At 61.5% G+C, this 24,948-nt stretch carries 22 protein-coding genes; 9 read left to right on the top strand and 13 right to left on the bottom strand.

The annotated features are described in order from the left end of the window. The first annotated feature begins 120 nt into the window (after positions 1–120). Complete coding sequence (locus NKH78_RS14430) at positions 121–777, top strand: 5-formyltetrahydrofolate cyclo-ligase (protein ID WP_352736430.1); 657 nt, start codon at positions 121–123, stop codon at positions 775–777. On the opposite strand, the gene NKH78_RS14425 is transcribed toward NKH78_RS14430, so the two are convergent. After that, a complete protein-coding gene (locus tag NKH78_RS14425; RefSeq protein ID WP_023675099.1) occupies positions 774–1,247 on the bottom strand; it encodes an Lrp/AsnC family transcriptional regulator in 474 nt (157 codons plus the stop codon). The genes NKH78_RS14430 and NKH78_RS14425 overlap by 4 nt on opposite strands. A gap of 156 nt (positions 1,248–1,403) precedes the next feature. Here NKH78_RS14425 and ald point away from each other — a divergent pair, with 156 nt between their 5' ends. Next, positions 1,404–2,519 (top strand): alanine dehydrogenase, encoded by a 1,116-nt coding sequence (gene ald / locus NKH78_RS14420; protein WP_352507429.1) that lies wholly within the window; start codon positions 1,404–1,406, stop codon positions 2,517–2,519. Positions 2,520–2,634: 115 nt separating this feature from the next. After that, positions 2,635–3,951, top strand: a complete 1,317-nt coding sequence (locus NKH78_RS14415) for an outer membrane protein (RefSeq protein ID WP_352883136.1) — start codon at positions 2,635–2,637, stop codon at positions 3,949–3,951. 219 nt (positions 3,952–4,170) lie between these two features. On the opposite strand, the gene NKH78_RS14410 is transcribed toward NKH78_RS14415, so the two are convergent. The 6 genes from NKH78_RS14410 to NKH78_RS14385 all read right to left on the bottom strand — a co-directional run bounded on the left by NKH78_RS14410 (position 4,171) and on the right by NKH78_RS14385 (position 8,900). Then, positions 4,171–4,638: a DUF1203 domain-containing protein gene (locus NKH78_RS14410; RefSeq protein ID WP_254817179.1), complete on the bottom strand. Its 468-nt coding sequence runs from the start codon at positions 4,636–4,638 to the stop codon at positions 4,171–4,173. Between the two features lie 77 nt (positions 4,639–4,715). Further along, positions 4,716–5,522 carry a 4-hydroxy-tetrahydrodipicolinate reductase gene (gene dapB / locus NKH78_RS14405; RefSeq protein WP_352736428.1) on the bottom strand — a complete coding sequence of 269 codons (807 nt, stop codon included), beginning with the start codon at positions 5,520–5,522 and terminating at the stop codon, positions 4,716–4,718. A gap of 144 nt (positions 5,523–5,666) precedes the next feature. After that, the gene (locus NKH78_RS14400) at positions 5,667–6,230 is read right to left on the bottom strand and encodes a GNAT family N-acetyltransferase (RefSeq protein WP_352689283.1); all 564 of its coding nucleotides are present in this window, start codon (positions 6,228–6,230) and stop codon (positions 5,667–5,669) included. A 5-nt stretch (positions 6,231–6,235) separates the two neighbouring features. After that, a complete protein-coding gene (gene sseA / locus NKH78_RS14395) occupies positions 6,236–7,087 on the bottom strand; it encodes a 3-mercaptopyruvate sulfurtransferase (RefSeq protein WP_352689281.1) in 852 nt (283 codons plus the stop codon). Between the two features lie 35 nt (positions 7,088–7,122). Then, a complete protein-coding gene (locus NKH78_RS14390) occupies positions 7,123–7,866 on the bottom strand; it encodes an alanyl-tRNA editing protein (protein WP_254817175.1) in 744 nt (247 codons plus the stop codon). Then, the gene (locus NKH78_RS14385; protein ID WP_254817174.1) at positions 7,866–8,900 is read right to left on the bottom strand and encodes a cysteine synthase A; all 1,035 of its coding nucleotides are present in this window, start codon (positions 8,898–8,900) and stop codon (positions 7,866–7,868) included. Before NKH78_RS14385 ends, NKH78_RS14390 begins: the two co-directional genes overlap by 1 nt. A gap of 214 nt (positions 8,901–9,114) precedes the next feature. On the opposite strand from NKH78_RS14385, the gene NKH78_RS14380 reads away from it, so the two are divergent. After that, positions 9,115–9,936 carry an SDR family oxidoreductase gene (locus NKH78_RS14380; protein WP_352736426.1) on the top strand — a complete coding sequence of 274 codons (822 nt, stop codon included), beginning with the start codon at positions 9,115–9,117 and terminating at the stop codon, positions 9,934–9,936. Between the two features lie 236 nt (positions 9,937–10,172). Here NKH78_RS14380 and NKH78_RS14375 read toward each other — a convergent pair whose 3' ends face one another. Then, positions 10,173–11,594, bottom strand: a complete 1,422-nt coding sequence (locus NKH78_RS14375; RefSeq protein WP_352689276.1) for a DEAD/DEAH box helicase — start codon at positions 11,592–11,594, stop codon at positions 10,173–10,175. Positions 11,595–11,981: 387 nt separating this feature from the next. On the opposite strand from NKH78_RS14375, the gene NKH78_RS14370 reads away from it, so the two are divergent. Beyond that, on the top strand, positions 11,982–13,514 hold the full coding sequence (locus tag NKH78_RS14370) for an acyl-CoA carboxylase subunit beta (RefSeq protein ID WP_352478807.1): 1,533 nt from the start codon (positions 11,982–11,984) through the stop codon (positions 13,512–13,514). 7 nt (positions 13,515–13,521) lie between these two features. Further along, positions 13,522–14,592 carry a M48 family metallopeptidase gene (locus NKH78_RS14365; RefSeq protein WP_352883130.1) on the top strand — a complete coding sequence of 357 codons (1,071 nt, stop codon included), beginning with the start codon at positions 13,522–13,524 and terminating at the stop codon, positions 14,590–14,592. Between the two features lie 43 nt (positions 14,593–14,635). Here the strand turns inward: NKH78_RS14365 and NKH78_RS14360 are convergent, their stop codons facing one another. Both NKH78_RS14360 and NKH78_RS14355 read right to left on the bottom strand, forming a co-directional pair. Beyond that, positions 14,636–16,639 (bottom strand): hypothetical protein, encoded by a 2,004-nt coding sequence (locus NKH78_RS14360; RefSeq protein WP_352689273.1) that lies wholly within the window; start codon positions 16,637–16,639, stop codon positions 14,636–14,638. Next, on the bottom strand, positions 16,636–18,165 hold the full coding sequence (locus NKH78_RS14355; RefSeq protein ID WP_352736424.1) for an NAD(P)H-hydrate dehydratase: 1,530 nt from the start codon (positions 18,163–18,165) through the stop codon (positions 16,636–16,638). The genes NKH78_RS14360 and NKH78_RS14355 overlap by 4 nt, the downstream gene beginning before the upstream one ends. Positions 18,166–18,529: 364 nt before the next feature. Between NKH78_RS14355 and NKH78_RS14350 the strand changes: the two genes are divergently transcribed. Both NKH78_RS14350 and glnA read left to right on the top strand, forming a co-directional pair. Next, positions 18,530–18,868, top strand: coding sequence for a P-II family nitrogen regulator (locus NKH78_RS14350; protein ID WP_019857988.1), 339 nt, complete (start codon positions 18,530–18,532; stop codon positions 18,866–18,868). A 53-nt stretch (positions 18,869–18,921) separates the two neighbouring features. Beyond that, a complete protein-coding gene (gene glnA, locus NKH78_RS14345; protein ID WP_254817166.1) occupies positions 18,922–20,331 on the top strand; it encodes a type I glutamate--ammonia ligase in 1,410 nt (469 codons plus the stop codon). A 122-nt stretch (positions 20,332–20,453) separates the two neighbouring features. On the opposite strand, the gene NKH78_RS14340 is transcribed toward glnA, so the two are convergent. After that, the gene (locus NKH78_RS14340) at positions 20,454–21,494 is read right to left on the bottom strand and encodes a glutamine synthetase beta-grasp domain-containing protein (protein ID WP_352645824.1); all 1,041 of its coding nucleotides are present in this window, start codon (positions 21,492–21,494) and stop codon (positions 20,454–20,456) included. Positions 21,495–21,811: 317 nt separating this feature from the next. On the opposite strand from NKH78_RS14340, the gene NKH78_RS14335 reads away from it, so the two are divergent. Then, positions 21,812–22,006 carry a DUF2735 domain-containing protein gene (locus NKH78_RS14335; RefSeq protein WP_292660390.1) on the top strand — a complete coding sequence of 65 codons (195 nt, stop codon included), beginning with the start codon at positions 21,812–21,814 and terminating at the stop codon, positions 22,004–22,006. Between the two features lie 76 nt (positions 22,007–22,082). On the opposite strand, the gene NKH78_RS14330 is transcribed toward NKH78_RS14335, so the two are convergent. Further along, complete coding sequence (locus NKH78_RS14330) at positions 22,083–23,969, bottom strand: MFS transporter (protein WP_254817163.1); 1,887 nt, start codon at positions 23,967–23,969, stop codon at positions 22,083–22,085. 185 nt (positions 23,970–24,154) lie between these two features. Continuing rightward, a complete protein-coding gene (locus tag NKH78_RS14325; RefSeq protein ID WP_352777881.1) occupies positions 24,155–24,946 on the bottom strand; it encodes an ATP12 family chaperone protein in 792 nt (263 codons plus the stop codon). Positions 24,947–24,948: the final 2 nt, after the last annotated feature.

Genomic DNA, 24,948 nt, shown 5'->3' with positions numbered 1-24,948 from the left:
CGCTGTAACTAACTGGGAGTCGTCCCTTGATGTCGTGAATACGCATGCTGCAGACTCGTTCCCAGATATAGCCTGCGTCCAGGATACGACTTGGTTGGAACTGTATATTGCAGGTGAAGCATGGCTAGCGATGAAGATGAAGGCTCAGCGCAGTACGCCTCGCCGCCTTGTTTTATGCACGAGCTCGACCCGGAGTTCCAAGCGCCGCTATCCGACTGGACCGACGTAAGGCGCTGGCGCAAGGCCGAGCGCCAGCGATTGATCGCATCCCGCCTTGCCGTTTCAGCCGACACGCGCGCAGCCATGTCGCAGCGCATTGCCGAAGGGCTCGACGCGGTGATCGGTGACGTCGCCGGCCGCGTGGTCAGCCTCTATTGGCCGTTTCGTGGCGAGCCGGACCTGCGCCCGTGGATGGAAACCGTCAACGCGCGGGGCGGGCGCACGGCGTTGCCCGTCGTCGTCGAGAAAGACCGGCCGCTTGTCTTTCGCGCCTATACCCACGGAGACCGGCTGGAGAAGGGCGTCTGGAATATCCCGATACCGGCTGACGGCGATCCGGTGTTACCCGACATAGTCATTTCGCCGATTGTCGGCATCGATCCTGAGCAGTTTCGCCTGGGCTATGGCGGCGGCTTCTTCGATCGTACGCTTGCCGCGATGCCCTTCAAGCCGCTGGTCATCGGCGTCGGCTACGAACTGCAGCGCATCGTCACCATCTACCCGCAGCCGCACGACATTCCGATGGACTGTGTGGTGACCGAGGCAGTCAACAACTAGGCGAGTTCAGGTTTCATTCCCACGGCCGTGCGATCGACGATTTCGCGCAAGGCAAAGGACGAATTGATCTTCGTCACATGCGGCATTGCCGACAGCCACTCCTTGTGGATACGTTCGTAGTCGACGAGATCCTTTGCCGCTATGCGCAGGATGTAGTCATACTCGCCCGACATCAAATGGCAGGATAGGACGTTCGGGCAGCGCTTTATCGCTGCCTCGAAATCCGACAAAGTCTTCTCGAATTGCCCGGACAGCGATATATGCACGATCGCCGTCATCTGGTGCCCAAGTGCAGCGTTGGACAGCCGGGCGTGATAGCCGCGGATGGTTCCGGATTTCTCCAGATTGTCCAGCCGCCGCGAACAGGCCGACTGCGATAGGCCGACCTTCTCGGCGAGCGCTGCATTGGGTATCCGCCCATCCTTCTGCAACGTCTCAAGAATGGCGATATCAATCCTGTCGAGCGGCATTTTTGCGAGTTCCTGCGACAATTGCAATGTTTTGCGCAACGATTATCGAAGAGTCGCCTCTCAGGCAAGCGCATTCGCAAACACTTATCGAGCGATTCGTGGTTCACTATCTCTAGACAGGGAACGAGCCCCAAGGGCCGGATCAGGAGAAAAAAGATGCGCGTCGGTTGCCCCCGGGAAATCAAGAATCACGAATACCGCGTCGGCCTGACACCGGGCTCGGTCCGCGAATATGTCGCGCATGGCCATGAAGTGCTGGTCGAGACCGGCGCCGGCGCCGGCATCGGCGCCGATGACAACGCGTATCGCGCTGCCGGCGCCACGATCGCCAAGACGGCAGCCGACGTGTTTGCCAAGTCCGACATGATCGTGAAGGTCAAGGAGCCGCAGGCCAACGAATGGGTTCAGCTCCGCGATGGCCAGATCCTCTATACCTATCTACATCTTGCCCCGGATCCGGAGCAAACCAAGGGCCTGTTGGCCTCCGGCGTGACCGCGATAGCTTACGAGACGGTCACCGACGAGCGCGGCGGCCTCCCGCTCTTGGCGCCGATGTCGGAAGTTGCCGGCCGCCTGTCGATCCAGGCGGGCGCCACGGCGCTGCAAAAGGCCAATGGCGGCCGCGGCGTGCTACTTGGCGGCGTGCCCGGCGTGCTCCCCGGCAAGGTCACCGTGCTCGGCGGCGGCGTTGTCGGCCTGCATGCCGCACGGATGGCGGCCGGCCTCGGCGCCGACGTCACTATTATCGACCGCTCGATCCCGCGCCTGCGTCAGCTCGACGACATCTTTGGCGGCCGCGTTCACACCCGCTACTCGACCGTCGAGGCGCTGGAGGAAGAATGTTTTTCGGCTGACATAGTCGTCGGCGCCGTGCTGATCCCGGGGGCAGCAGCGCCCAAGCTGGTGACGCGCGAAATGCTGTCGGGCATGAAGAAAGGCGCCGTGCTGGTCGACGTCGCCATCGACCAGGGCGGCTGTTTCGAGACCTCGCACGCCACCACCCATGCCGAGCCGACCTATGAAGTCGACGGCATCATCCATTATTGCGTCGCCAACATGCCGGGTGCGGTGCCGGTCACCTCGGCCCACGCGCTCAACAATGCGACGCTGCACTATGGCCTGCAGCTCGCCGACAAGGGCCTCAAGGCGCTGGTAGACGACCACCATCTGCGCAACGGACTGAACGTCCACAAGGGCAAGATAACGAATCGCGCGGTGGCCGAAGCGCTCGGTTACGAACTGGTCGAGCCGAAGGCCGTTCTCGCGGCCTGATTTCCAACCGTTTGTTCCTGATGAGTCGCCGATGCTGTCGGCGGCTGCTTGTTCACAGGCAATTTTCTCGGTCTACAGCCGGTCTTGCCCGCATCTGGTGCCCGTTTGATGCAATGTGCTCTTTCTGTGGCTTTTTTGTTACAGCCGCCACAATGAGCCGATGCTACGTAGATGCCGGGTTCACCAGGGGCATGGTAATGATCAGCAGAAAATTCACGAAATCTCTTCTTCGGAGACGGCGGGCTTCAACTGGAGTGGCATCTACGTCGGCTTTGGCGTTGGCGCCGGGGCGAACGTCCACGAGTTGAGCAGCGACTTCATTCCTGGGGTGTCGTTCAACGGTATTGGTGGCGAAGGCCTGTACGGTGAACTCACCGTTGGGTATGACTATATGGTGGCGCCGCGGTTCCTGATCGGCGGACTTCTGGACGCTCATGCCGGCAACATCGAAACCTCCCTCGACGTTGCTGGATTCGACGCATCGGTCAAAGAGACCTATGGTTTCGACGCTGGCTTGCGGGCAGGCTACCTCTTCACGCCAAACACTTTGGGCTATGTCCTTGGTGGCTATTCATGGCAGAAATACAAATTTGACACGAGCGCAGGTTTTGACTTCGACTGGGACCAGAGCGGCTACTTCGTCGGAGCCGGCGTCGAGACGGCCATCAACAGCAACTGGACCATCAAAACCGAATATCGTTTTACGCAATTCAGCACCAACGATGATGTCCTTTCCGAGTTCGGTGTACCGGATGGCGCAATCAACCTCGATACATCGCGTCACACGTTCCAGGTAGCAGCCAATTATCGTTTTGGCGCCCAGAATGGCGGTGTCTCTTCCTTTGAGGCACCTACCTACAACTGGACCGGCTTCTATATCGGCGGTGCGGGCGGCGCGGGTGCGTCGGTGCATCAGATCAATGTTCCGCCGCTTGGCGACCTGGAGTTCAACGGTATCGGCGGCGAAGGCGTGTTTGGCGAATTGAACGCCGGCTACGATCATGACTTCGGCAGCTGGGTTGCCGGCGTTATGGTTGATGCTCGCTACTCCGGCATGACCTCGGAGCTGGAAGTGCCCGGCGGGTCCATTAATCTGGACACCGACTATGGTTTCGATGTGCTGGGCCGGGTCGGTTTGAAGGTCAACGAATCAACCCTCGCCTATGTGCTTGGCGGTTACAGCTGGCAACATTTCGATCTGAACGCATCTTCACCCATCGGCGACATCATCGATTGGGGCTCGAGCGGCTTCTCGGTCGGTGGTGGTTTGGAAGCGGCCGTGACCAACAACGTAACTGTCGGTCTCGAATATCGCTATTCGCAGTTTGCCGAGAAGGACATTCTGGAGGAGTTTGGAGGGCCGAGCGATGTCCTCACCACCACTCCTTCTTTCCACACCGTCCGTATCGGTGCGAAGTATAAGTTCAACTAAGGCCCTCCAGGCAAATCGTTCAAGCCCGCCGGCTAATCCCGGCGGGTTTTTTTGTTTTGCGAACAATGCAGGCACAAAAAAGCGGAGCCAAAGCCCCGCTTCCTCGGTTATCGAGATTTCCGCCGGTTCATCCGCGGTCGGCAAATCGATCGACAGTCTCTTTCTACCGCTTGTATGCGACGGGAGTGCGACAGGCCCAAGCCGGTGCAGCCTGTTCGGTTACGCGCGGTCGATCCGGCACTGATAGCAATTGTTGCGGGCCGAGCGGATGTGGACGTAGGCAATGTCGTCGCGTTTGAACAACGTCTCTGCCCGTGCGGCAATGGCGTCGGTCGGAATGACGCCGCCGCTACCGTAAACAATACGGTCGTCCTTGCCATAACCGCGCACGATGTAATCGCTGCTTTCGAGCATTTCTGGAAGCAACTCAACCTCGGCAGCGCGTTCGCATTCTTCCGCATGCAGAAAGATCGGCCCGGTTTCGGCATAAGGCTGCAGCTCCGGAAAAGGCCTATAGGCCAGAACAAGATAGGCTTCCCCCGCAGCAACATTCTTCAAGCAATGACGGCAAGGCACGCCGTCGCCGTCCGAAATCTGCCGCTCTGGCATCAGGCCATAAGCATCCGCCCCGCCGCGCTGAAGTGCCCGGACTGCGTCGGTTGGCAAGGCTTTGAATCTTATCGTCATGGCAAAATCTCCGGTGTCGTTGACCGGAAATTATGCTCGCAAGACAGAGCTTCCCACCCGATTCCTGCCGAAATGGATCAGTCCATCAGCGCGTCGAGACCGCGAACCAGACCCTTGATCTGCTGTACCCGTCTGATGGCGAGCAGCGTGCCCGCCACATAGGGTGCCGCGGACGAGCCGGCGTCGTGGCGGATGGTCAGCCGCTCGTCTGGCAGGCCGAACAGCGCCTCGCAGGACAGGATGTAGGACGGCAGGCGAAGCGCGTGCACTTGCACCCCCTCGCCTGCGCCGACCGCACCCCCGCGTGTAGCCGGCACGCCAGAGACCTCGGAGACCGGCTTTGCCGTTGAGGTCTTGCGGATGTCGGCCAACGCCTCAGCAAGCTCCCGTGCGGTACCGGAGGGCGCGTCGGGCTTCTTTGCACTGGCATAATCGATGACCTCGACATCCGGCACGTATTTTGCCGCCATAAGTGCAAACCGCTTCATCAGCGTGGCGGTGATGGAAAAGTTGCCGGCGGCAACGACGCCGACGCCGTTGGCGCGCGCCGCGGCATCGATGTCGGCATAGTCGGCAGCACCCAGTCCCGATGTGCCGATCACAGCGTGCCGTCCCTTGTCGATGGCGAGCAGCACATGGTCTTTCACGACATGCGGCTTGGTGAAGTCGACCAGCACGTCCGACGGCGCCTCCAGCGCCTCGGCCAGCGAAGCCGAAACGACAATACCATTAGCCGGCATGCCAACCAGCAGACCGGAATCCTGCCCAGCGCCGCTGCGTGACACGGCCCCGGCCAGCGCCATGTCGCCTTGCGCCCCGATCGCCGGAACCAGCGCCTTGCCGACCCAGCCCGTCGCACCGGCCATTACCACCCGTATTGTCATCGTGCGATCCTCCATCACCATCGGTTTTTAGACGACAGCGATATGGAAAGTGCCCGGCTCATACAAGTCGGACACACCTTTGAGTGTTGATCCAGACCCCTGGGCGTGGCAACGACAAGCTGAAGCCTGGATGAACGGCCTGAATCAGGGCCGCATGACGCTGGCCGCGCGCTCGGCGAAAGACATCGGATGTACGACCTCTTTTTTTTGCGCCACTGGCGTAAAGCCTAGTTTTTGATAGAGCGGCAGTGCTGCCGGGTGATCGAGGGTGCAGGTTTGCACGGTTACCCGCCTTGGCCCGTGCGACCACGCCGCGGCGATTGCCGCACCGAGGAACCAGCGGCCGATGCCTTGCCCGGTCGCGTGCTCCATCATTCCGAAATAAGCGAGTTCCACTTCCTCCGGCAAATGCGGTTTGAGGTCGAAGAAGCCGGCCGGCGCACCATCCAGATAAAGCACCCTGATGTCGCGGTCCTCGCGGTGGATGCCCGCCGCAAGCTCCTCGTCGTTCAGCCTCAACACATTGACCCAGTGCCATTTGCGGCCGACCCGATCCATCAAATAGCGATAGAAATGCAGCGGAATGTCTTTGGTCTTGAGCAGCGCGATCTGGCGGTTGTACGGCAGAGGCGGCGAATAGGCAGGCGGCACATGCATTTCGAGAAACGTCACGGTGACGTCGATGTCTTCCCGCGATCCGTCTTCCATCCCCGTCAGTCCTTGCCTGTCACGACGGGCGTGTCGGAAAGCCCGCCCCATTCGGTCCACGAACCGTCATAAAGCCTGTTGTCGGTATGGCCAAGCGTCTCCAAAGCTAGCGTGATGGCTGCCGCGGTGACGCCCGAGCCGCAGGAGGTGACGACCGGCTTCGACAGGTCGATGCCCGCTCCTTCGATCACGTTGCGTAGCCTGTCCTTTGGCAACAACTCGCCGTTTTCCGAAAGCGCCGAAAACGGCACGTTGTGCGCGCCCGGCATATGACCGGAGCGGATGCCGGGGCGCGGCTCCGGCTCGGTGCCGGCAAAACGGCCAGGCGAGCGCGCGTCGGCGATCTGGCTCTCCCCCGTCTCGACGATCCGGCGCATGTCCGCAAGGCTGGCGACGCGGGCGGCATCAAAGTTGGCATAAAACACGCAAGGGGCGATCTTCGTCGGCTCCGCCGTCACCGGCCGTCCGGCGGCTTTCCAACGGTCGAAGCCGCCGTCGAGAACATAGACTTGGAATACGCCCATGACGCGAAACAACCACCAGACGCGCGGTGCAGAAAAGAACCCTGGCCCGTCATAGACAACAATCGTGTCATCGGCCGAAATACCCATCGCGCCGACATATTGCGCGAAATGCTGCGGCGACGGCAGCGTGTGCGGCAGAGCCGCGTCGGGGTCCGAAACCGCGTCCTGGTCAAGGAAGCGGGCGCCTGGAATATGCGCTGCGTCATACTCGGCGCGCGCGTCGCGCTTTTGTGCCGGCAGATACCAGGACGCGTCGACAATCGTCAGGCCGGGCTTGCCGAGCCGCTTCTGCAACCAATCGGCATCGATGGTGAAAGGACTGTCGTCGGCCATCTTTTCTCTCCTGTCCCGCCTGTCGCAGTCCTATATCAGGCTGGCGGCATAGGACCAAAGCGAATGCGGAAGCGCCGGTTCTCGCGGCCCTTCTTCTCGATCTTGCCGATATGGATCTCGCCGATTTCGCCGGTGCTCTTTACATGGGTGCCGCCGCAAGGCTGGCTGTCGATCGAGGCGTTCTCGCCGATGCAGACCAATCGGATCTTTCCCGTGCCAGCCGGAGGGCGCACATTCTTGGATTTCACCAGGCCCGGATTGGATGCCAGTTCCTCGTCGGAAATGAGCCGGGTGAAGATCGGGTGGTCGGCCCGCACCAGCTCCATCAGTCTGGCCGTTACGTCTTCCTTGGTAAAGCCGGCGTCCGGGATGTCGAAATCGATACGGCTGTCGTCCTCGGAAACCGCGGCGCCGGTGATCGGGAACGGGCAGACGACGGTAAGCAGGTGGCAGGCAGAATGCATGCGCATCAGCAACTGCCGCCGCGGCCAGTCGATGGCGAGCCGCATGCGCTCGCCCACCTTTGGAACTGCCTGCTCCAGCGCCGGCACATGGATGATCTCGTCCTTGGTTTCGCCGGTGATCGTAGCGGCAATCGCTATGCCGGTGCCGTCGGCGCGCTCGAGGCTGCCAGTGTCGCCCGGCTGCCCGCCCGATGTGGCGTAAAACACCGTCCGGTCCAGAATGATGCCCCCGCGATCGTTGACTGCGACGACGGTGGCGTCGGCCGTCCCCAGATAGGCGTCGTCACGAAACAGCGCTTCGGTCTTGTGCGCCATCACGCAACCCTTTCGAACGGTACCGAAATCGTGCTCTGTTGCTCCATCCACCCCGGCACCGGCAGCTTCTTTTCGCGCAGGAATTCAGGATTGAACAGCTTCGACTGGTAGCGCGTGCCGTAGTCGCAAAGCATGGTCACGATGGTGTGGCCGGGGCCTAACTCGCGCGCCAGGCGAATGGCGCCGGCAATGTTGATGCCGGTCGAACCGCCAACGCAAAGCCCCTCCTCCTGGATCAGGTCGAATATGATCGGCAGTGCGTCCTCGTCGGGGATCTGGAAGGCAAAATCGGGTGTAAAGCCTTGGAGATTGGCGGTGATCCGCCCCTGCCCGATGCCTTCGGTGATCGAACTGCCCTCGGATTTCAGCTCGCCGCTGGTGTAGAAGGAATAGAGCGCAGCCCCCAGCGGATCGGCCAGCGCTATCTTGACTTGGCTGTTCTTGGCCTTCAGCCCGAAACCGACGCCTGCCAGAGTGCCGCCGGAACCGACCGCCGACACGAAACCATCCACCTTGCCGTCGGTCTGGTTCCAAATTTCTTCGGCCGTAGTGCGGATATGGCCGTCACGGTTGGCGACATTGTCGAACTGGTTGGCCCAGATCGCGCCGTTCGGCTCGGTCTTCGCCATCTGCTCGGCCAGCCGGCCCGACAGCTTCACGTAGTTGTTCGGGTTCTTGTAAGGCACGGCGGGCACTTCGATCAGCTCGGCGCCGAGCAGTTTGATTGTATCCTTCTTCTCCTGGCTCTGGGTGTCGGGAATGACGATCACCGTGCGGTAGCCGAGCGCCTTGGCAACCAGTGTCAAGCCGATGCCGGTATTTCCGGCCGTCCCCTCGACGATGACGCCGCCGGGCCGCAGCAACCCGCGCTGCTCCGCATCGCGGATGATAAACAGGCCGGCGCGGTCCTTGACCGACTGCCCGGGATTCATGAATTCGGCCTTGCCCAGGATCTCGCAGCCGGTTGCTTCCGAGGCCTTGTTGAGGCGGATCAGGGGCGTGTTGCCGATCACGTCGATCACAGAACGGGGCATGGAGATTCCTTTGTGGGTGCGGCGAAACCCTAGAAACCCGAAGCTTCGGTTTCAAGGCAAGAATTTGCCTGGTCCAGTCGCATTCGCACACTGCAATTCCTGCACCCAAGGGCGCCCAGCCGGTATTCATTTCAACGATGTACCGAAAAGCACTCTTTTCATTCGATTTCTTCACCGGTAGAGCGCAGGTTAAGAAGAGCCGGCGGGGCGCAGCATGACACTCTATCGGGCCAATCCGAAGCATGGCGTCGCCTGGATTACGGGCGGCAGCAGCGGTATCGGCCGTTCACTGGCCAAGGATCTTGCCGCTCAGGGCTATGTCGTCGCGGTGACTGCGCCCGATGACCATCCGATCGATACGCTCATCGTCGAAACGGCGCAGATGTCGGGGGGTGTTGCAGCCTTTCCTTGCGACGTGACCGACGAAAAACGCATGGCAGAGACGGTTGCAGCGATCGAGAAAAATCTCGGTCCGATCGTGTTGGCAGTGTTCAACGCGGGAAGCTATATCGCAACGCCGGGCGAGGATCTTGTCGCGCGCAATTTCCGTCGGTCTTTCGAAGTCAATTATTTCGGCATCATCAATGGCCTGGTGCCGGTCATCGAACGCATGCGCGTACGCTCGCGCGGCCATGTCGTGCTGATCGGTTCGGTCACCGCCTATTTCGGCTGGCCCACTACCGCCGCTTACGGCGGCACCAAGGCGGCAGTCAATATCTTGGCCGAGTCGCTGAAATACGATTTCGACAAGATGAACGTCCGCATCCAGGTGATTAATCCGGGCTTTGTCGACACGCGGCTGACTGAGAAGAACTTCCTGCCGATGCCGGGCTTGATGCCGGTCAACCTGGCCTCGCGCCGTATCGCGCAAGGCATCGAATGTGGCGGCTTCGAAGTCACTTTCCCACGCCGCCTGAGCTGGACGCTGAAGCTGCTCAGGATGCTGCCGAGGCCGTTCTCCCGATGGGTGATCAGCACGGTCACCCGCTGGAATGCGCGGCCGCTGAATTTCGACCGCAAGCCACCGGTCGAATAGGATCGGTGGCGGGGCGACGGATCGTGTTTGCGGGTCGCTGGGGCGCCACGTCATTGCCGGCGACGCGCTCGCGCCATCGACCACGCCTTCCCTCGCGCAGCGGATTGTCGTGTGGGTCGAGGCGGTGGTGAAGTAAACCAAAGGCCTCAAGCAAAGGGCGACTGAAGCATCACTCCGGTCGCCCTTTTCAATCGTGAGTAACCAAGCCAGGCTTGGCCGGACGCAAAACGGTCAGGTTATGCCGCCCGCGCAGCCGGCCGCTTGCCGCCGAAGCGGCGCTTGTTGTTGCCCTTGAAGGGCTTGGCGCCTTCCGGCTTGCGGTCGCCCGCAAAGGCCGGCTTGTCGCCGCCGAAACGCTTCTTGGCGAAGCCGTTGTTGGCGCCGCCGGGACGCCTGCCGTCGCGACGGCCGTTGTGGTCGTTGCGATCGTTGGCCGGCTCGAAGCTGCGCTCGTTCTTCTCGGCCGGATTGCGCTGCGGATCGGGGCTGCCGAGATGATCGGCAACGATCGGCAGCTTGGTGCGGATGATACGCTCGACCTGGCGCAGCTTGGCGTTTTCCGAAGGGTCGCAAAGCGTGATGGCGATGCCATCCATGCCGTTACGGCCGGTGCGGCCGATGCGGTGGACATAGCTCTCCGCCTCGTCCGGCAGGTCGAAATTCACCACATGGCTAATGCCGGGCACATCGATGCCGCGTGCTGCAATGTCGGTCGCCACGAGAATTCGCACCGAGCCTTCGCGGAAATCGTTGAGCGCCTTCTGGCGGGCATTCTGCGACTTGTTGCCGTGGATAACGGCGGCCTTGAAGCCGTCGCGCTCGAGGTCCTTGGTCACCCTGTCGGCGCCATGCTTGGTGCGCGAAAAGATGATAACGGACTTCATCGCGTCGTCGGCGAGCATCGTCGACAGCACCTGGCGCTTCTGCTTGGTGCGGGCAAAGACGACGCCCTGCACGATCTCCGCGGCCGCAGTGCTGTGGGGGGCGACCTCGACGCGGATCGGGTTCTTCAGCAAGCCTTTCGCCAGCTCGGCGATTTCGGCCGGCATAGTCGCCGAGAACAGCACCGTCTGACGGTCCGGCGCCGTTGCCCTGGCGATGCGCTTGACGTCGTTGATGAAGCCCATGTCGAGCATGCGGTCGCCTTCGTCGAGCACCAGCCATTTGGTGTCGGCAAGTACGAGGTCGCCCTCACGCACCAGATCGGTCAGCCGGCCAGGCGTGGCGATCAGGATGTCGACGCCGGGTGCAACCTTCTTGACCTGGCTGAAGCGCGAGACGCCGCCAAGCACCAGCGCGGTCGAGACATGTGCGCCCTTGGCGAGAATCTTGATGGTGTCCTCGATCTGTACGGCGAGCTCGCGCGTCGGCGCCAGGATCAGCGCACGAGCCGTCTTCGGCCGGCGCCTGGTGCCAAGCGCGATGATCTTCGACAGGATCGGCAGCGCGAACGCCGCGGTCTTGCCCGAGCCGGTCTGGGCGATGCCGAAAATGTCGCGGCCTTCGAGCTGCGGCGGGATAGCCTGCGCCTGAATCGGCTTGGGATCGGTAAAGCCGGCGGCATGGGTGGCCTTGAGCAGTGCACCGCTAATTCCAAGTGCGGCGAAACCGGTCAGTTCCCCAGTGTTCTCACCGGTCAAAGTGTTTTCATTGGTCAAAATATTCTTCTTTCATGCGGCTTCTGGCCGCAAACATCGATGGCGGCAGGGCGCAACCTGCCGTCGAAAATTGTCATGAAACGACAAGGCGGGCGGACGTCATCGTCCACACGGCTGCGCTGTCGTGCCCGCAGGCTTCATGCCACGGGGCTTTTTCGCCACCTTGCCGATATGTCGGGAAGAGGGAAAACAGACGCAACCAGTCTCATTCGTCGAGAAGGCCGGAGTTTCCCGGCCCAAGCGCCTATGCCGCCGCATATGGCCCACTTCGCTTCGGAATGCAAGGGGTCGGATGCTGCAGCGCAGCAGAAGCCATGGCGAAGCGGCGCTTGCGCTCACTTGCTGCCACGATTACCACAATCCAGCTTTCCGTTTTGGGGACCGGTCATGAAGGACGTGCTGAAGGAACTCGAGCGGCGCCGCGAGATCGCCCGCATGGGAGGCGGCCGAGCCCGCATCGAGGCCCAGCACAAGAAGGGCAAGCTCACCGCCCGTGAGCGCATCGACGTCTTCCTCGACGAAGGCTCGTTCGAGGAGTTCGACATGTTCGTCGAGCACCGCTCGACCGATTTCGGCATGGAGAAAACCAAGATCGCCGGCGATGGCGTCGTTACCGGCTGGGGCACCATCAACGGTCGCCCGGTCTATCTTTTCGCCAAGGATTTCACCGTGTTCGGCGGCTCGCTGTCCGAGGCGCATGCCGAAAAGGTGGTCAAGGTGCAGGAGATGGCATTGCGCAACCGCGCGCCGATCATCGGCATCTACGACGCCGGCGGCGCCCGCATCCAGGAAGGCGTGGCGGCGCTCGGCGGCTACGCCGAGATCTTCCAGCGCAATGTTCTGGCCTCCGGGGTCATCCCACAGATTTCGCTGATCATGGGCCCTTGCGCAGGCGGCGACGTCTATTCGCCGGCGATGACCGACTTCATCTTCATGGTCCGCGGCACCTCCTACATGTTCGTCACCGGGCCGGATGTGGTGAAGACCGTCACCAACGAGACGGTCACCGCCGAAAGCCTCGGCGGCGCTTCCGTCCACACGACGAAGTCCTCGATCGCCGACGGAGCCTACGACAATGACGTCGAGGCGCTGTTGCAGATGCGCCGGCTGGTCGATCTGCTGCCCGCCTCCAACACGGCGGAAATTCCCGAGATCGAATGCCACCAGTCGGTCACCGATCACGATCTGTCGCTCGACAGGCTGATCCCCGACAATGCCAACAAACCCTACGACATCAAGGAGTTGATCCTTAAAGTTGCCGACGAGGGTGACTTCTTCGAAATCCAGCAGAATTTTGCGAAAAACATCGTCACCGGCTTCGGCCGTGTCGAGGGCCGCACCGTCGGCTTCGTCGCCAACCAGCCGATGGTGCTGGCCGGCGTGCTCGATGCCGACGCCAGCCGCAAGGCGGCGCGCTTCGTACGCTTCTGCGACTGCTTCTCGATCCCGATCGTCACCTTCGTGGACGTTCCGGGCTTCCTGCCCGGCACCGCGCAGGAGTATGGCGGGCTGATCAAACATGGGGCCAAGCTTCTGTTCGCCTATGCCGAAGCGACCGTGCCAAAGATCACCGTCATCACGAGAAAGGCCTATGGCGGCGCCTATGACGTTATGGCGTCAAAGCATTTGCGCGGCGACATGAACTATGCCTGGCCAACGGCGCAGATTGCCGTCATGGGCGCCAGGGGCGCGGTCGAGATCATCTACCGCAAGGACATCGGCGATGCGGAGAAAATCGCTGCGCATACAAAGGCTTACGAGGATCGCTTCCTTTCGCCCTTCGTTGCCGCCGAGCGCGGCTATGTCGACGAGGTAATCATGCCGCATTCGACCCGCCGGCGCATCGCTCGCGCACTCAGGATGCTGCGCAACAAGGATATGCAGAACCCCTGGAAGAAACACGACAATATACCGCTGTGAGGCGCTGATGTCGCGCCTGATCCTCTACGTGGGAGCGCGCTTCGGCAGGTTTGCCGTCCTGCTTTTCGCTCTGCCGCTGTTCTGCCCAATAGTCTTATGGATCTGGTTTCTCGACCGGCATCCGCTCGCCGTCATCGCGGCTGGCGTTGTTGCGATCCCAGCTGCGATGCTGGGCATGGTTCTGTTGATCGGGACATTGTTCGCCGGTTTTCGACCCAGCAAGGCGGAGGGGATCGCTCGGGAATCAGCCCCGAAATTATGGGCCATCTGGGAGAGTATTGCCGGAAAACACCGCGCCAGCCGGACTACCATCGTGCTGAGCCCCGATCTCAACGCCAGTATCGGTGAAGAGCGGCCGTTTCTGGGGCTGCTTGGCCGTAGGGCGATTCTCACCATCGGCCTTCCTCTGCTCGCAGTGACCGACCAAAAGGCTTTTGCCGCGATCTTGGTCCATGAGAACGCACATCTGAGAAACAAGGACACAAACGGCGGCCTCAACCTGGCCGAACTCGAAAAAAGCTTCGATCTAATCTTCGACTTCGCTCCTCCGGGAAAAACCGTTTCGGGCAGCCTGTTCTACTGGATGCTTGGTCCGCTGTCGCGCACGCTGGAGCGCGAAGAAATACGGTTGTCGCGGCGGGCGGAAATTGACGCGGATCGCCATGCAGCGATGTCCGGCGACGCATATGAAGCGGCCCGCGCCCTGCTACTGATCGGTGCTGCCAGTGCGTTTTTCGATGATCAGGTCTACAGTCCGATCCGGCGTGAACTGCTTGGCGCCATGACGCCGCCTCGTCCACCACTCGAAAGGATCCTCGCGGCGGCAGTTCACTTGTCGAGACTTCCCATCCTGCAGGAGTATGCGCAAAAAGCGTGGGACGCGCCCGATAACGAAAGCGCGGACCATCCGCCCTGGTCCGACCGTCTGATTGCTCTTGGATTTAGCTCGGTGCCAAAGATAGAACCAATTCTGGTTTCCGCCTTGTCGAGCCTGCTGAGCGATACGATCGTCGCCGAACGCGTCCGGCATTTCGACGGTGAATGGACATCGAACATCGCCGACGACCTCGATCGATAGCTGTCCGCCTGGAGCTACTGCGGCCAATGTCAGAGTCGTCGGCCTATTCCGCTTCCGCCGCTCCGAACCCGGCTCCCATCGTCGCGCTGACAGCGCCCGACCACGGCGTGGCGTGATTGTCGATGCGCATCTGGAAGATGAAATAGGTCGGCGAGCAGAAGCCGATGCCTTTCACCTTGCCGATGCCCGGCATATCGGGCGGCAGCGACTGGCACATGTAATCCTCGCGACAGAAATGGTCGGCCGAGCAGGCGGGACGATTACCGCGATTGACAGCGCCGCCCAGGCACTGGTCGAAATTATTGGTCGCCACGCATGTGTCGAATTTTTTGCCGCCGACCAATCCGCAAATCTCGTTCGGCATCGGCTTGCCCGGTTTGAAGGCGGCAAAGCTGCGATCCCGATCGTCGCAGCCGCGATAGGCGATACCCGCCGGCACGCCGATCTTCGGCGGTCGGCAGGTGTAGCCAGTACGCGAAATGCCTGGCGCGAGCGCCGCGAACTGGCCGGTGATGATATAGCGGTCATTGAAAGGTTGCGCCGGGTTGCTGGTGATCGAGCCGGTCAGGCACGGATGGCCGGAGAATATGTTTTCGCTGTCCTTGGGCAACAGACATTGCGCCAGCTTGGTGCGCACGCCGGACGCGGTCGCCAGCGGCGTGCAGACGGTGCCGCCGCCGCATTGCCAAGTCGCGCCGAAACGGGCTGCATCTTCCGGCATGAAGCACGGCATCGCCATTTCGGCCGGCGAATAGGCAATTTCGCTGGCATCGTTCCATGTCGCCGGCGGCGCGAAGGACAGCGGGCGGAAGCGGTTCGGTTCCTTGCCCCCGGCAGTCGCGCGCAGCCAGGCGACGCGGCGCGGGACATCGGCGTGAAGATGCGGTGAGATACCGACCTCGATGCGGTTGAGCGGCGAGGTCGTCTTGTCATCCAGGCCGATAAAGTGGAACCCGGCGGTCGAACCCGCCTGATGGCAGCCTTGGCAGGCGCCATTGTCCAGCCGCTCGACCAATGCCTCTGGCGTGCGCACCAGCTTCCGCTTGGAATAATCAAGCCCGGCTAAATCCGCGGGCTGGAACAGTGGCGTGAACGGGTGGTTGGCCTGCCTTGCGCTGCCGAAAGTCGACCATGAGACTACCTTCTTTGCCAAGAATTTATCGGGGATTTGGTAGACGCCGGAGTCGATTGCCGCGACATTGGTGCGGACATAGTCGGCAAGTCTTGCTTTCAGCGCAGCGTCGTCGGCGAGACGTGCCGTGTCGGGCGTGTTTTCCAGCGGTCTTTCACTGACAGCCCCGCCGTCGATGCCGAAAATGCGCATGAGATAGGCGGCCTGTCCGCCGAATTCGGTCTCCTGGCCGGAGGGGAAGCGGACCACTTGCGCATTGAGCTCGAGCTGCTTGAAGGTGAGCGCCGCTCTTTCCAGCGGCCCGCCGATCAGCCAGCCGGCATCGACGCTCTCGTCGAGTTGTGGTGCCCAGCGTCCGGCGACGCCGACACAACCGCCATCGGCATCCGGCGCGACATTGTAGATGGCACTGAAATTGAACGGCAGGCGCGAGGCCAAAACCTTGCCGTTCTTCTTGAAGCTGTAGGCGAGGCGATAGATGAAGCGCACTTCGCCGCAACTCGTGTCGCCTTGCAGCGCGGCGAAGTCGCGCCGATCGAGCCGGTTGACTATGCCGACGAGACGGAAGCGCGCGGCATCGGTCCTCAGCCAGCGCATGTCCATGACACGGCCGACATTGCCGTCGGTCACCTCGTAAAGCGGCCGGCTGCCGGCCTTCATCTCGGCCCGCAATGCTGCGACGTCGCTTGCAATCGTTTCGACGATCGCATGATAGGCCGGCGCCTTGTCGTAGAGAGTCTTCAAATCGCCCTTGCCATCGACGCCGAAAATGCCGGCGAAACCATAGCCCTTGCTGTCAAGCTCGGCGAGAACAGCCGGGTCGTCGACGATGGTTAGCGGAGTTTCGGCGTTCGCGGCCTGTACCATGGACATGGCACTAATGATCGCAACGAGCAGCGCAATCAGGCGGTTCATTCGGCAGCCATCCCGCGGCTTTCAACGAGCTCGCGCAGCACCGCCACCAGCGCCAGCGGCAGGTCCTCGGCGATCAGCCCCGGTCCGAAACGGCTGCCGGTCTCGGCATGGATCCAGACTGCCGCACAGGCCGCTTCGAAGGCTGGCATGCCCTGAGCCAGCAACCCGGCGATGATGCCCGACAGCACATCGCCCGAACCGGCGGTAGCCAGCCATGAGGCACCATTGCTGTTGATCGCTGCCCGGCCATTGGGGGCCGCGATCACTGTGTCGGCGCCCTTGTAGACGAGGATAGCACTGGCACGCTTAGCGGCGGCGCGGGCTTTGGCGAGCTTGGACAAATCGTGGTGCCCGGCGACATCGGGAAAAAGCTTGGCGAACTCGCCCTCATGCGGCGTCATCACCAGAGCCGGCGTTTTCGGTCGACGGGCGGCTTCGAACAGGGCATCCGGCGTGTCGCGAAACGAGGTGATGCCGTCGGCGTCGAGCACCAGCCCGTCGATCCCGCTGCCCTGCCCATGGGCGTTGCCGAGTACGACCAGGGCAAAATCGCGCGTTTTCTCCCCGATGCCAAATCCCGGGCCAAGCACGAAGGCCGATGGGCGGCGGCTGCCGACGAATTCGTCCACATCCGCGATAGTGTCTATCTTGTGCAGCATTACCGAGGTCAGATGCGCCGCGTTCACCTGCATGGCGTTCGCCGGCGACAGCAAGGTGACGGCCCCTGCCCCGCTCCGGGCCGCGGCAAGCGCCGACAGCCGCGCAGCACCCGTCGTCGACGGTCCGCCGGAAAAGACGCCAACATGGCCGCGCTTGTACTTATGGGCGTCGACCGCCGGAACCGGAAGGCGGTCAAGCCAGAGCGCCGGAATGTTCTCGAATGTTCGCGGTTGAAGCTGCGCAACGATGCTGTTGTCTATGCCGATATCGGCGAGCTCGATGTCGCCGCACAGCTCGCGCCCCGGCAACAGCAGATGGCCTGGCTTTTTTCGCGCGAAGGTCACCGTGGTCCGGGCCCGGAAGGCCTTTCCTAACACATTGCCGCTCTCGCCTGAAACGCCCGACGGCAGGTCGACCGCCACAACCGGCAAGTTCAATTCGGCCGCAATGTCGATCACCTTGGCGGCATCGCCGGACAGCGGCTTAGACAGCCCCGCCCCATAGAGCGCGTCAACCACGACGGAGCCCACCTCGGCAACGAAATCCGACAGCGGCCGAGCTTCAACCGGGCATTCCGAGGCAGCGAGTGCCGCATCACGGCCGCCTTTGGGCGATCCGGACGCCCACACAGAGACATCGACGGCGCTCTCCCGAAGGATCCGGGCCACGACATAGCCGTCGCCGCCATTGTTACCGGGGCCGCAAAGCACGTGGACGCGTGTCGCCGCCGGGTAGCGCTTGAGCACTACGGCGGCAACCGCAGCGCCGGCATTGCGCATCAGGCCAATACCGTCGAATGGACCGGCGGCAATCGCCAGCCGGTCGGCCTCGGCCATTTCGGAGGGAGACAAAAGTTCGTTGCTCATGAAATATCAGGCGACATGCACATCATTTCCCCAAGCATTGTCCAGTTTTTGATCCGACGCAAACAACGAAGGTCCCCAAGCAAATTTGGCGGCGCACCTCGTTCGGGACGACGGCGCGCAGCTGCTCATGAAATATCCGATCTGCCCAATTTTTGTGCGGACGGCAGGACCGGCGGTGTGTAGGCTCGCGGCGTTCATGGCACATCCGACGCAGCGAATGATGCGAATGTACATTCCTGCGCGGCATGGTATCCAAATCATGTGAGGCTGCTCGGCGCCCCATCAATTGGCACAGTTCGTGCTTGATTGAGGCGCAAGCGGGGCTCACAACCCGTCTTTTTTGGCAGTGGAGGCCACTTTTTACATGAAAAAGATCGAAGCGATCATCAAGCCGTTCAAGCTAGACGAAGTGAAAGAAGCGCTTCAGGAGGCCGGGCTGCAAGGCATCACCGTGACCGAAGCCAAGGGCTTTGGCCGCCAGAAGGGCCACACCGAGCTTTATCGCGGCGCCGAATATGTCGTCGACTTCCTGCCAAAGGTGAAAATCGAGGTCGTGCTCGGCGACGATGCGGTCGAAGCCGCGATCGAAGCCATCCGCAAAGCGGCCCAGACCGGCCGTATCGGCGACGGCAAGATCTTCGTCTCGAACATCGAGGAAGTGGTGCGCATCCGCACCGGCGAAACCGGCATGGACGCCGTCTGAATTTTCCCGTTAAAAGGCCACGTTCAAACGTCATCACATAGGGAAGCAGGGACATGACGACAGCCAAAGACATCATGAAGCAGATCAAAGACAACGACGTGAAGTTCGTTGATCTGCGCTTCACCGATCCGAAGGGCAAACTGCAGCACGTAACGATGGATGTCGTCGAGGTCGAGGAAGACATGTTTGCCGATGGCGTCATGTTCGACGGTTCCTCGATCGCCGGCTGGAAGGCGATCAACGAGTCCGACATGGTGCTGATGCCCGATGCGGATACGGTGCATATGGACCCGTTCTTCGCCCAGTCGACCATGGTCATCCTGTGCGACATTCTCGATCCGATCTCGGGAGAATCCTACAACCGCGACCCCCGCGGCACCGCCAAGAAGGCCGAGGCCTACATGAAGGCCGAAGGCATCGGCGACCAGATCTTCGTCGGTCCTGAAGCCGAGTTCTTCGTGTTCGACGACGTCAAGTACAAGGCCGATCCCTACAACACCGGCTTCAGGCTGGATTCCACCGAACTGCCGTCCAATGACGACACCGACTATGAGACCGGCAATCTCGGTCACCGGCCGCGCATCAAGGGCGGCTATTTCCCGGTGCCGCCGATCGATTCGGCACAGGACATGCGTTCGGAAATGCTCACTGTGCTCGCCGAAATGGGCGTGCGCGTTGAAAAGCACCATCACGAAGTGGCCGCCGCGCAGCACGAGCTCGGCATCAAATTCGACACGCTGGTCCGCAACGCAGACAAGATGCTGATCTACAAATATGTCGTGCACCAGGTCGCCAACGCCTATGGGAAGACGGCCACTTTCATGCCGAAGCCGGTGTTCGGCGACAATGGCTCGGGCATGCATGTCCACCAGTCAATCTGGAAGGAAGGCAAGCCGACTTTCGCCGGCAACGAATATGCCGGCCTGTCCGAGAGCTGCCTGTTCTACATCGGTGGCATCATCAAGCATGCGAAGGCGATCAACGCCTTCACCAACCCGCTGACCAATTCCTACAAGCGCCTGGTTCCGGGCTATGAAGCGCCGGTGCTGCTCGCCTATTCGGCACGCAACCGCTCGGCCTCGTGCCGCATTCCGTTCGGCTCGTCGCCGAAATCCAAGCGCGTCGAGGTCCGCTTCCCCGATCCTGGTGCCAACCCCTATCTCGCATTTGCCGCCATGCTGATGGCCGGCCTCGACGGCATCAAGAACAAGATCCACCCGGGACAGCCGATGGACAAGGATCTCTACGACCTGCCGCCGAAGGAATTGAAGAAGATCCCGACCGTCTGCGGGTCGCTGCGCGAAGCCCTGCAGAGCCTCGACAAGGACCGCGGCTTCCTGAAGGCCGGCGGCGTCTTCGACGACGACCAGATCGACAGCTATATCGAGCTCAAGATGGCCGAAGTGATGCGCTTCGAAATGACCCCGCATCCGGTCGAATACGATATGTATTATTCGGTGTGATCCCGAACCTCATAGTCACGTAGAAAAAACCCCGGCGGAGACACGCCGGGGTTTTTTGATGCAATGCGATGGGAAAGAAAGTCACGGCGCAGACACCCGAGGTCCGCGCCGTGAACGCATTCTCAAGCCGCGGCCGAAACCTCGGCGCTGGTCGGGACGGAGGCGATCGTCTTCAATATCTGCGAAGCGATCTGGTAGGGGTCGCCCTGCGAGTTCGGACGGCGATCCTCGAGATAGCCCTTGTAGCCGTTGTTGATAAAGGAATGCGGCACGCGGATCGAAGCGCCGCGGTCGGCGATGCCGTAGCTGAACCTGTTCCAGGGCGCGGTCTCGTGCTTGCCGGTCAAACGCTTGTCGTTGTCCGGCCCATAGACGGCGATGTGATCCATCAGGTTTTTGTCGAAGGCTGCCATCAGCGCCTCGAAATAGCTCTTGCCGCCGACTTCGCGCATATAGGCGGTCGAGAAGTTGGCATGCATGCCGGAGCCGTTCCAATCGGTGTCGCCGAGCGGCTTGCAGTGGTATTCGATGTCGATGCCGTACTTCTCGGTCAGGCGCTGCAACAAATAGCGCGCCATCCACATCTGGTCGGCGGCCTTCTTGGAGCCCTTGCCAAAGATCTGGAATTCCCACTGGCCTTTGGCTACCTCGGCGTTGATGCCTTCATGATTGATGCCGGCGGCAAGGCAAAGGTCGAGATGCTCCTCGACGATCTGCCTGGCGACGGAGCCGACATTGCTATAGCCGACGCCAGTGTAGTACGGGCCTTGCGGCGCCGGATAGCCACTCTCGGGGAAGCCGAGCGGACGGCCGTCCTTGTAGAAGAAATATTCCTGCTCGAAGCCGAACCAGGCGCCCTCGTCGTCGAGAATGGTGGCGCGTTTGTTGGACGCGTGCGGCGTTACGCCGTCCGGCATCATGACTTCGCACATGACGAGCGCGCCATTGGTGCGGGCGGGATCCGGATAAACGGCGACCGGCTTCAAAACGCAGTCGGAGCTGTGGCCCTCGGCCTGCATGGTCGAAGAACCGTCGAAGCCCCACAGCGGAAGCTGGTCGAGCGTCGGAAACTCGGCGTAGTCCTTGACCTGCGTCTTTCCGCGAAGGTTGGGAACCGGGGTATATCCATCGAGCCAAATGTACTCGAGCTTGTATTTCGTCATTCTAGCCTCTCGTTGCTTGATCACCGAACCCTGGATGGCGCCGGGGCGAGCCGGCCTGTCCAGCAGCCGACCTGCCGGACTAGTAAAATGCAATTCGTGTGCCATTCTCGCCGGCGACGGATGCGGCAAAAGTGGGGTTGTATCCACCCAAAATCGCTGGTCCGCTGTCATGCTGCGCTCGGATCATCCACAAGCATTTTGCACAAATAATATGCAAGTACTGATCTTTTCGTAATCATGTTGCCTAATTCGGTTGCTGAACCTATGTTGGGGAAAGGTTGAATCGGCAAGGTTCTGTCGAAGAAAGGAAACCGACAATGGAAATCACTTCCACTCGTCAGTCGGCCAAAATCCTGATGTTCCCGGTGGCAGCGCGCGCCTCTGCCTCAAATTTAAGCGGAAAGGCTAAGTTCGCGGCAGAACTTGCTTCTTTGCGCAACCGAACGGATTTCGGAAGTGCCTGGTATCATGAGGCAGCGATCGAGGAAGCGAAACAGGATCGGAAGAGCTAAGCCCTGCACTCGATAAATTGAAAAAGCCCGGCGCGATCGCTCGCGCCGGGCTTTGCTTTGAACCGGGACGGGCCGGCTACTGTTTGGTGTGCAGGTCCGTTCCGAGCGTATCCCTGATAAAGATCATGCCTATGATCAGCGACATCGCCGCGATCACCACGGGATACCAGAGACCGTAGTAGATATCGCCCTTGTAGGCGCTGAGCGCGAACACCGTCGCCGGCAGCAGCCCGCCGAACCAGCCATTGCCGATGTGATAGGGCAGCGACATGCCGGTGTAACGGATGCGGGTCGGGAACATCTCGACCAGGATCGCGGCGATCGGCCCGTAGACCATCGTGACGAAGACCACGAGGATGAACAGGATGGCGATCGTCATCGGCCAGTTGACCGCTGCAGGGTCGGCAAACATGGCGAAGGGACCGCCGCCGGGTACGGTATAGACGGTAACCTCCGGGGCTCCCGCAGCCTCGTCGGCAGTCAGCAGCTTGTCCTTGATCGCCTGGTCAGTCGGAACGGTTGCCTTGTCGCCGGCGCGGATTGCCGCGGCATCGAGCTTCAGCTCAGGATTGGCCGCAATAAAGGCCTCGAGCTTCTGGTCCGGCACCTTGGCGGCTGCCCGCTTCAGCGGGTAGCCGCCATCCCGAAGTGCCGTGTAGACCGCCTTGGCGAAAGCGGCATCCTTGGCCTTGGCCTGATCGCCGGCCGCCGTGGCGTCATAAGACTCAACCGTCTCGTTGCCGATTTTGACCGACGCGGCTGTACCGGGCGCCGCAGTCGATACCACGTCGTACGGCACCGAGTTCTTGGTCAGGAACGAGGTGGCGATATCGCATGAGGTCGTGAACTTTGCAGTGCCCACCGGGTTGAACTGGAACTTGCAGTCTCCCGGTGCCGCGGTCACCGTCGCGCGTGTGTTCTGCTGCGCGGTGGCGAGCGCCGGATTGGCTGCCCAGGTCAGCGCCTTGAACAAGGGGAAGGTGCAGACGATCGCCAGTGCAAGGCCGGCCATGATGATCGGCTTGCGGCCGATCTTGTCGGAGAGCCAGCCGAACACGACGAAGAAGATCGAGCCAATCGCCAGCGCAATGGCGATCATGATGTTGACCGATTGCGCCTCGACCTTGAGCACGTTCTGCAGGAAGAACAGCGCATAGAACTGGCCGTTGTACCAGACCACGGCCTGACCGGCGGTAAGGCCGAGTAGCGCCAGCAGCGCGATTTTTGCGTTCTTCCACTGGCCGAAGGCTTCCGTCAATGGTGCCTTGGAGCCTTTGCCTTCGTCCTTCATGCGCTGGAAGGTCGGCGATTCGGAGAGCGACAGCCGGATCCAGAGCGAGATGCCGAGCAGCAGGAAGGAGACCAGGAAAGGAACGCGCCAACCCCAGGCGGCATAAGTTTCCTTGCTCATCGACGCCTGCACGATCAGGATGACGATCAGCGACAGGAACAGGCCGAGCGTCGCCGTCGTCTGGATCCATGACGTGTAGTAGCCGCGGCGGTCGTCGGGCGCATGTTCGGCGACATAGGTCGCGGCGCCGCCATATTCGCCACCGAGCGCCAGGCCCTGCAGCATGCGCAGGATGATCAGGATCACCGGCGCGGCGATGCCCCAGCTCGCATATCCGGGCAGAAGGCCGACCAGGAAGGTCGACAGGCCCATGATCGTCATGGTGACGAGGAAGGTATATTTACGGCCGACGAGATCACCGATGCGGCCGAACAGCAGGGCGCCAAACGGGCGCACCAGGAAACCGGCCGCGAAGGCGAGCAGGGCGAAGATGTTGCGTGTCGCTTCCGGCGCCGACGAGAAGAAGGTGGCGCCAATGAAGGCGGCCAGCGAGCCGTAGAGATAAAAATCGTACCATTCGAAAACGGTGCCGAGCGAAGAAGCGAAGATGACCTTCTTCTCCTCGCGTGTCATGCCGCGGCTTGTTTTGCCGGCGGTCGATGCCATTGCCATGAGCGTATCCTCCCGTGTGACTCCGTCAGCCCTCGATGCTGCGCGTCATCGTCCGCGTTTCCTCGCAACGCAGACTCAGTGCAGCCACCGGTGCAAAAAATGACAGAAAGCAGTGCCCAGAGGCAGACCGCCTTTGGGATTATGACTTTGGTCTAATGTGCAGTGCGAAATAGCGGGCGGTGCCGTCAGCCTTTGAGAGCTTCGAGCAGCTTGACTGCGGCCATCATGTCGCGCTTGCGGGCAGCACGGCGCGCGAGCGCCTCTGCATCATGGCCCCATTGCTCGGCCTGCCAGTCCTCGTCGACATGACCGGCAGCCCAGGCCGCCTCGCCGTCGAGCTCGCCGAAGTCGACGGCGAGCGCCAGCAGCGCCGATCCGGTCAGCGAGGTCATGACGTGGATGGCGGCAAGGCGCAGCGGATCGGCACGTTGGGCAAGATGCTGGCCGAGCAGCGCGATACTCTCGCGCGGCTGTTCGACATGGATCACGCCTTCGGCGAGATGGAACCGGGCGCCGAGTGCGCTGCGCACCCAGTCGATGACCGGGTCCCAATGCTCGTTCTGCCGGTCGACTAGTCCTTGGGGCGCATCGGCGCGGTAGCAGAGCAGATCGGATGAGGCGAAGCGCAGTATGTCCTCCAGCACCGCCTGGGGATCACTGGCGACGCCATCGATTGCCGTATTGACCAGACGCATCACCGGCATCGTCACCGGGTCGATGGTCTCCTCCTGTGCGGCGAATTCCTCGGCGACGAGAGCAGCCGCCTTTTCAGTCGGCAGCGCCAGCAGCGCCTTGGCCGGCGTGCGGACGGGCTTGCCATCGAGGTGGACGGCAAAACCATCTTCGACCGGCGCGACTGCGACGGTCTTGTAGAAGCGCTTCGGCAGTTGCGTCTTCATCTGGATCTGGGCGCGACGCACCGGGTCCGGATCGGAGAGCTGCTTTCCCGCTTCGAGGTCGTTCAATATGTCGCGCATGC

The sequence above is a fragment of the Mesorhizobium sp. M0910 genome, assembly GCF_040319465.1.
Lineage (GTDB): Bacteria > Pseudomonadota > Alphaproteobacteria > Rhizobiales > Rhizobiaceae > Mesorhizobium.
This window is presented reverse-complemented; position numbering and strand designations above follow the sequence as displayed.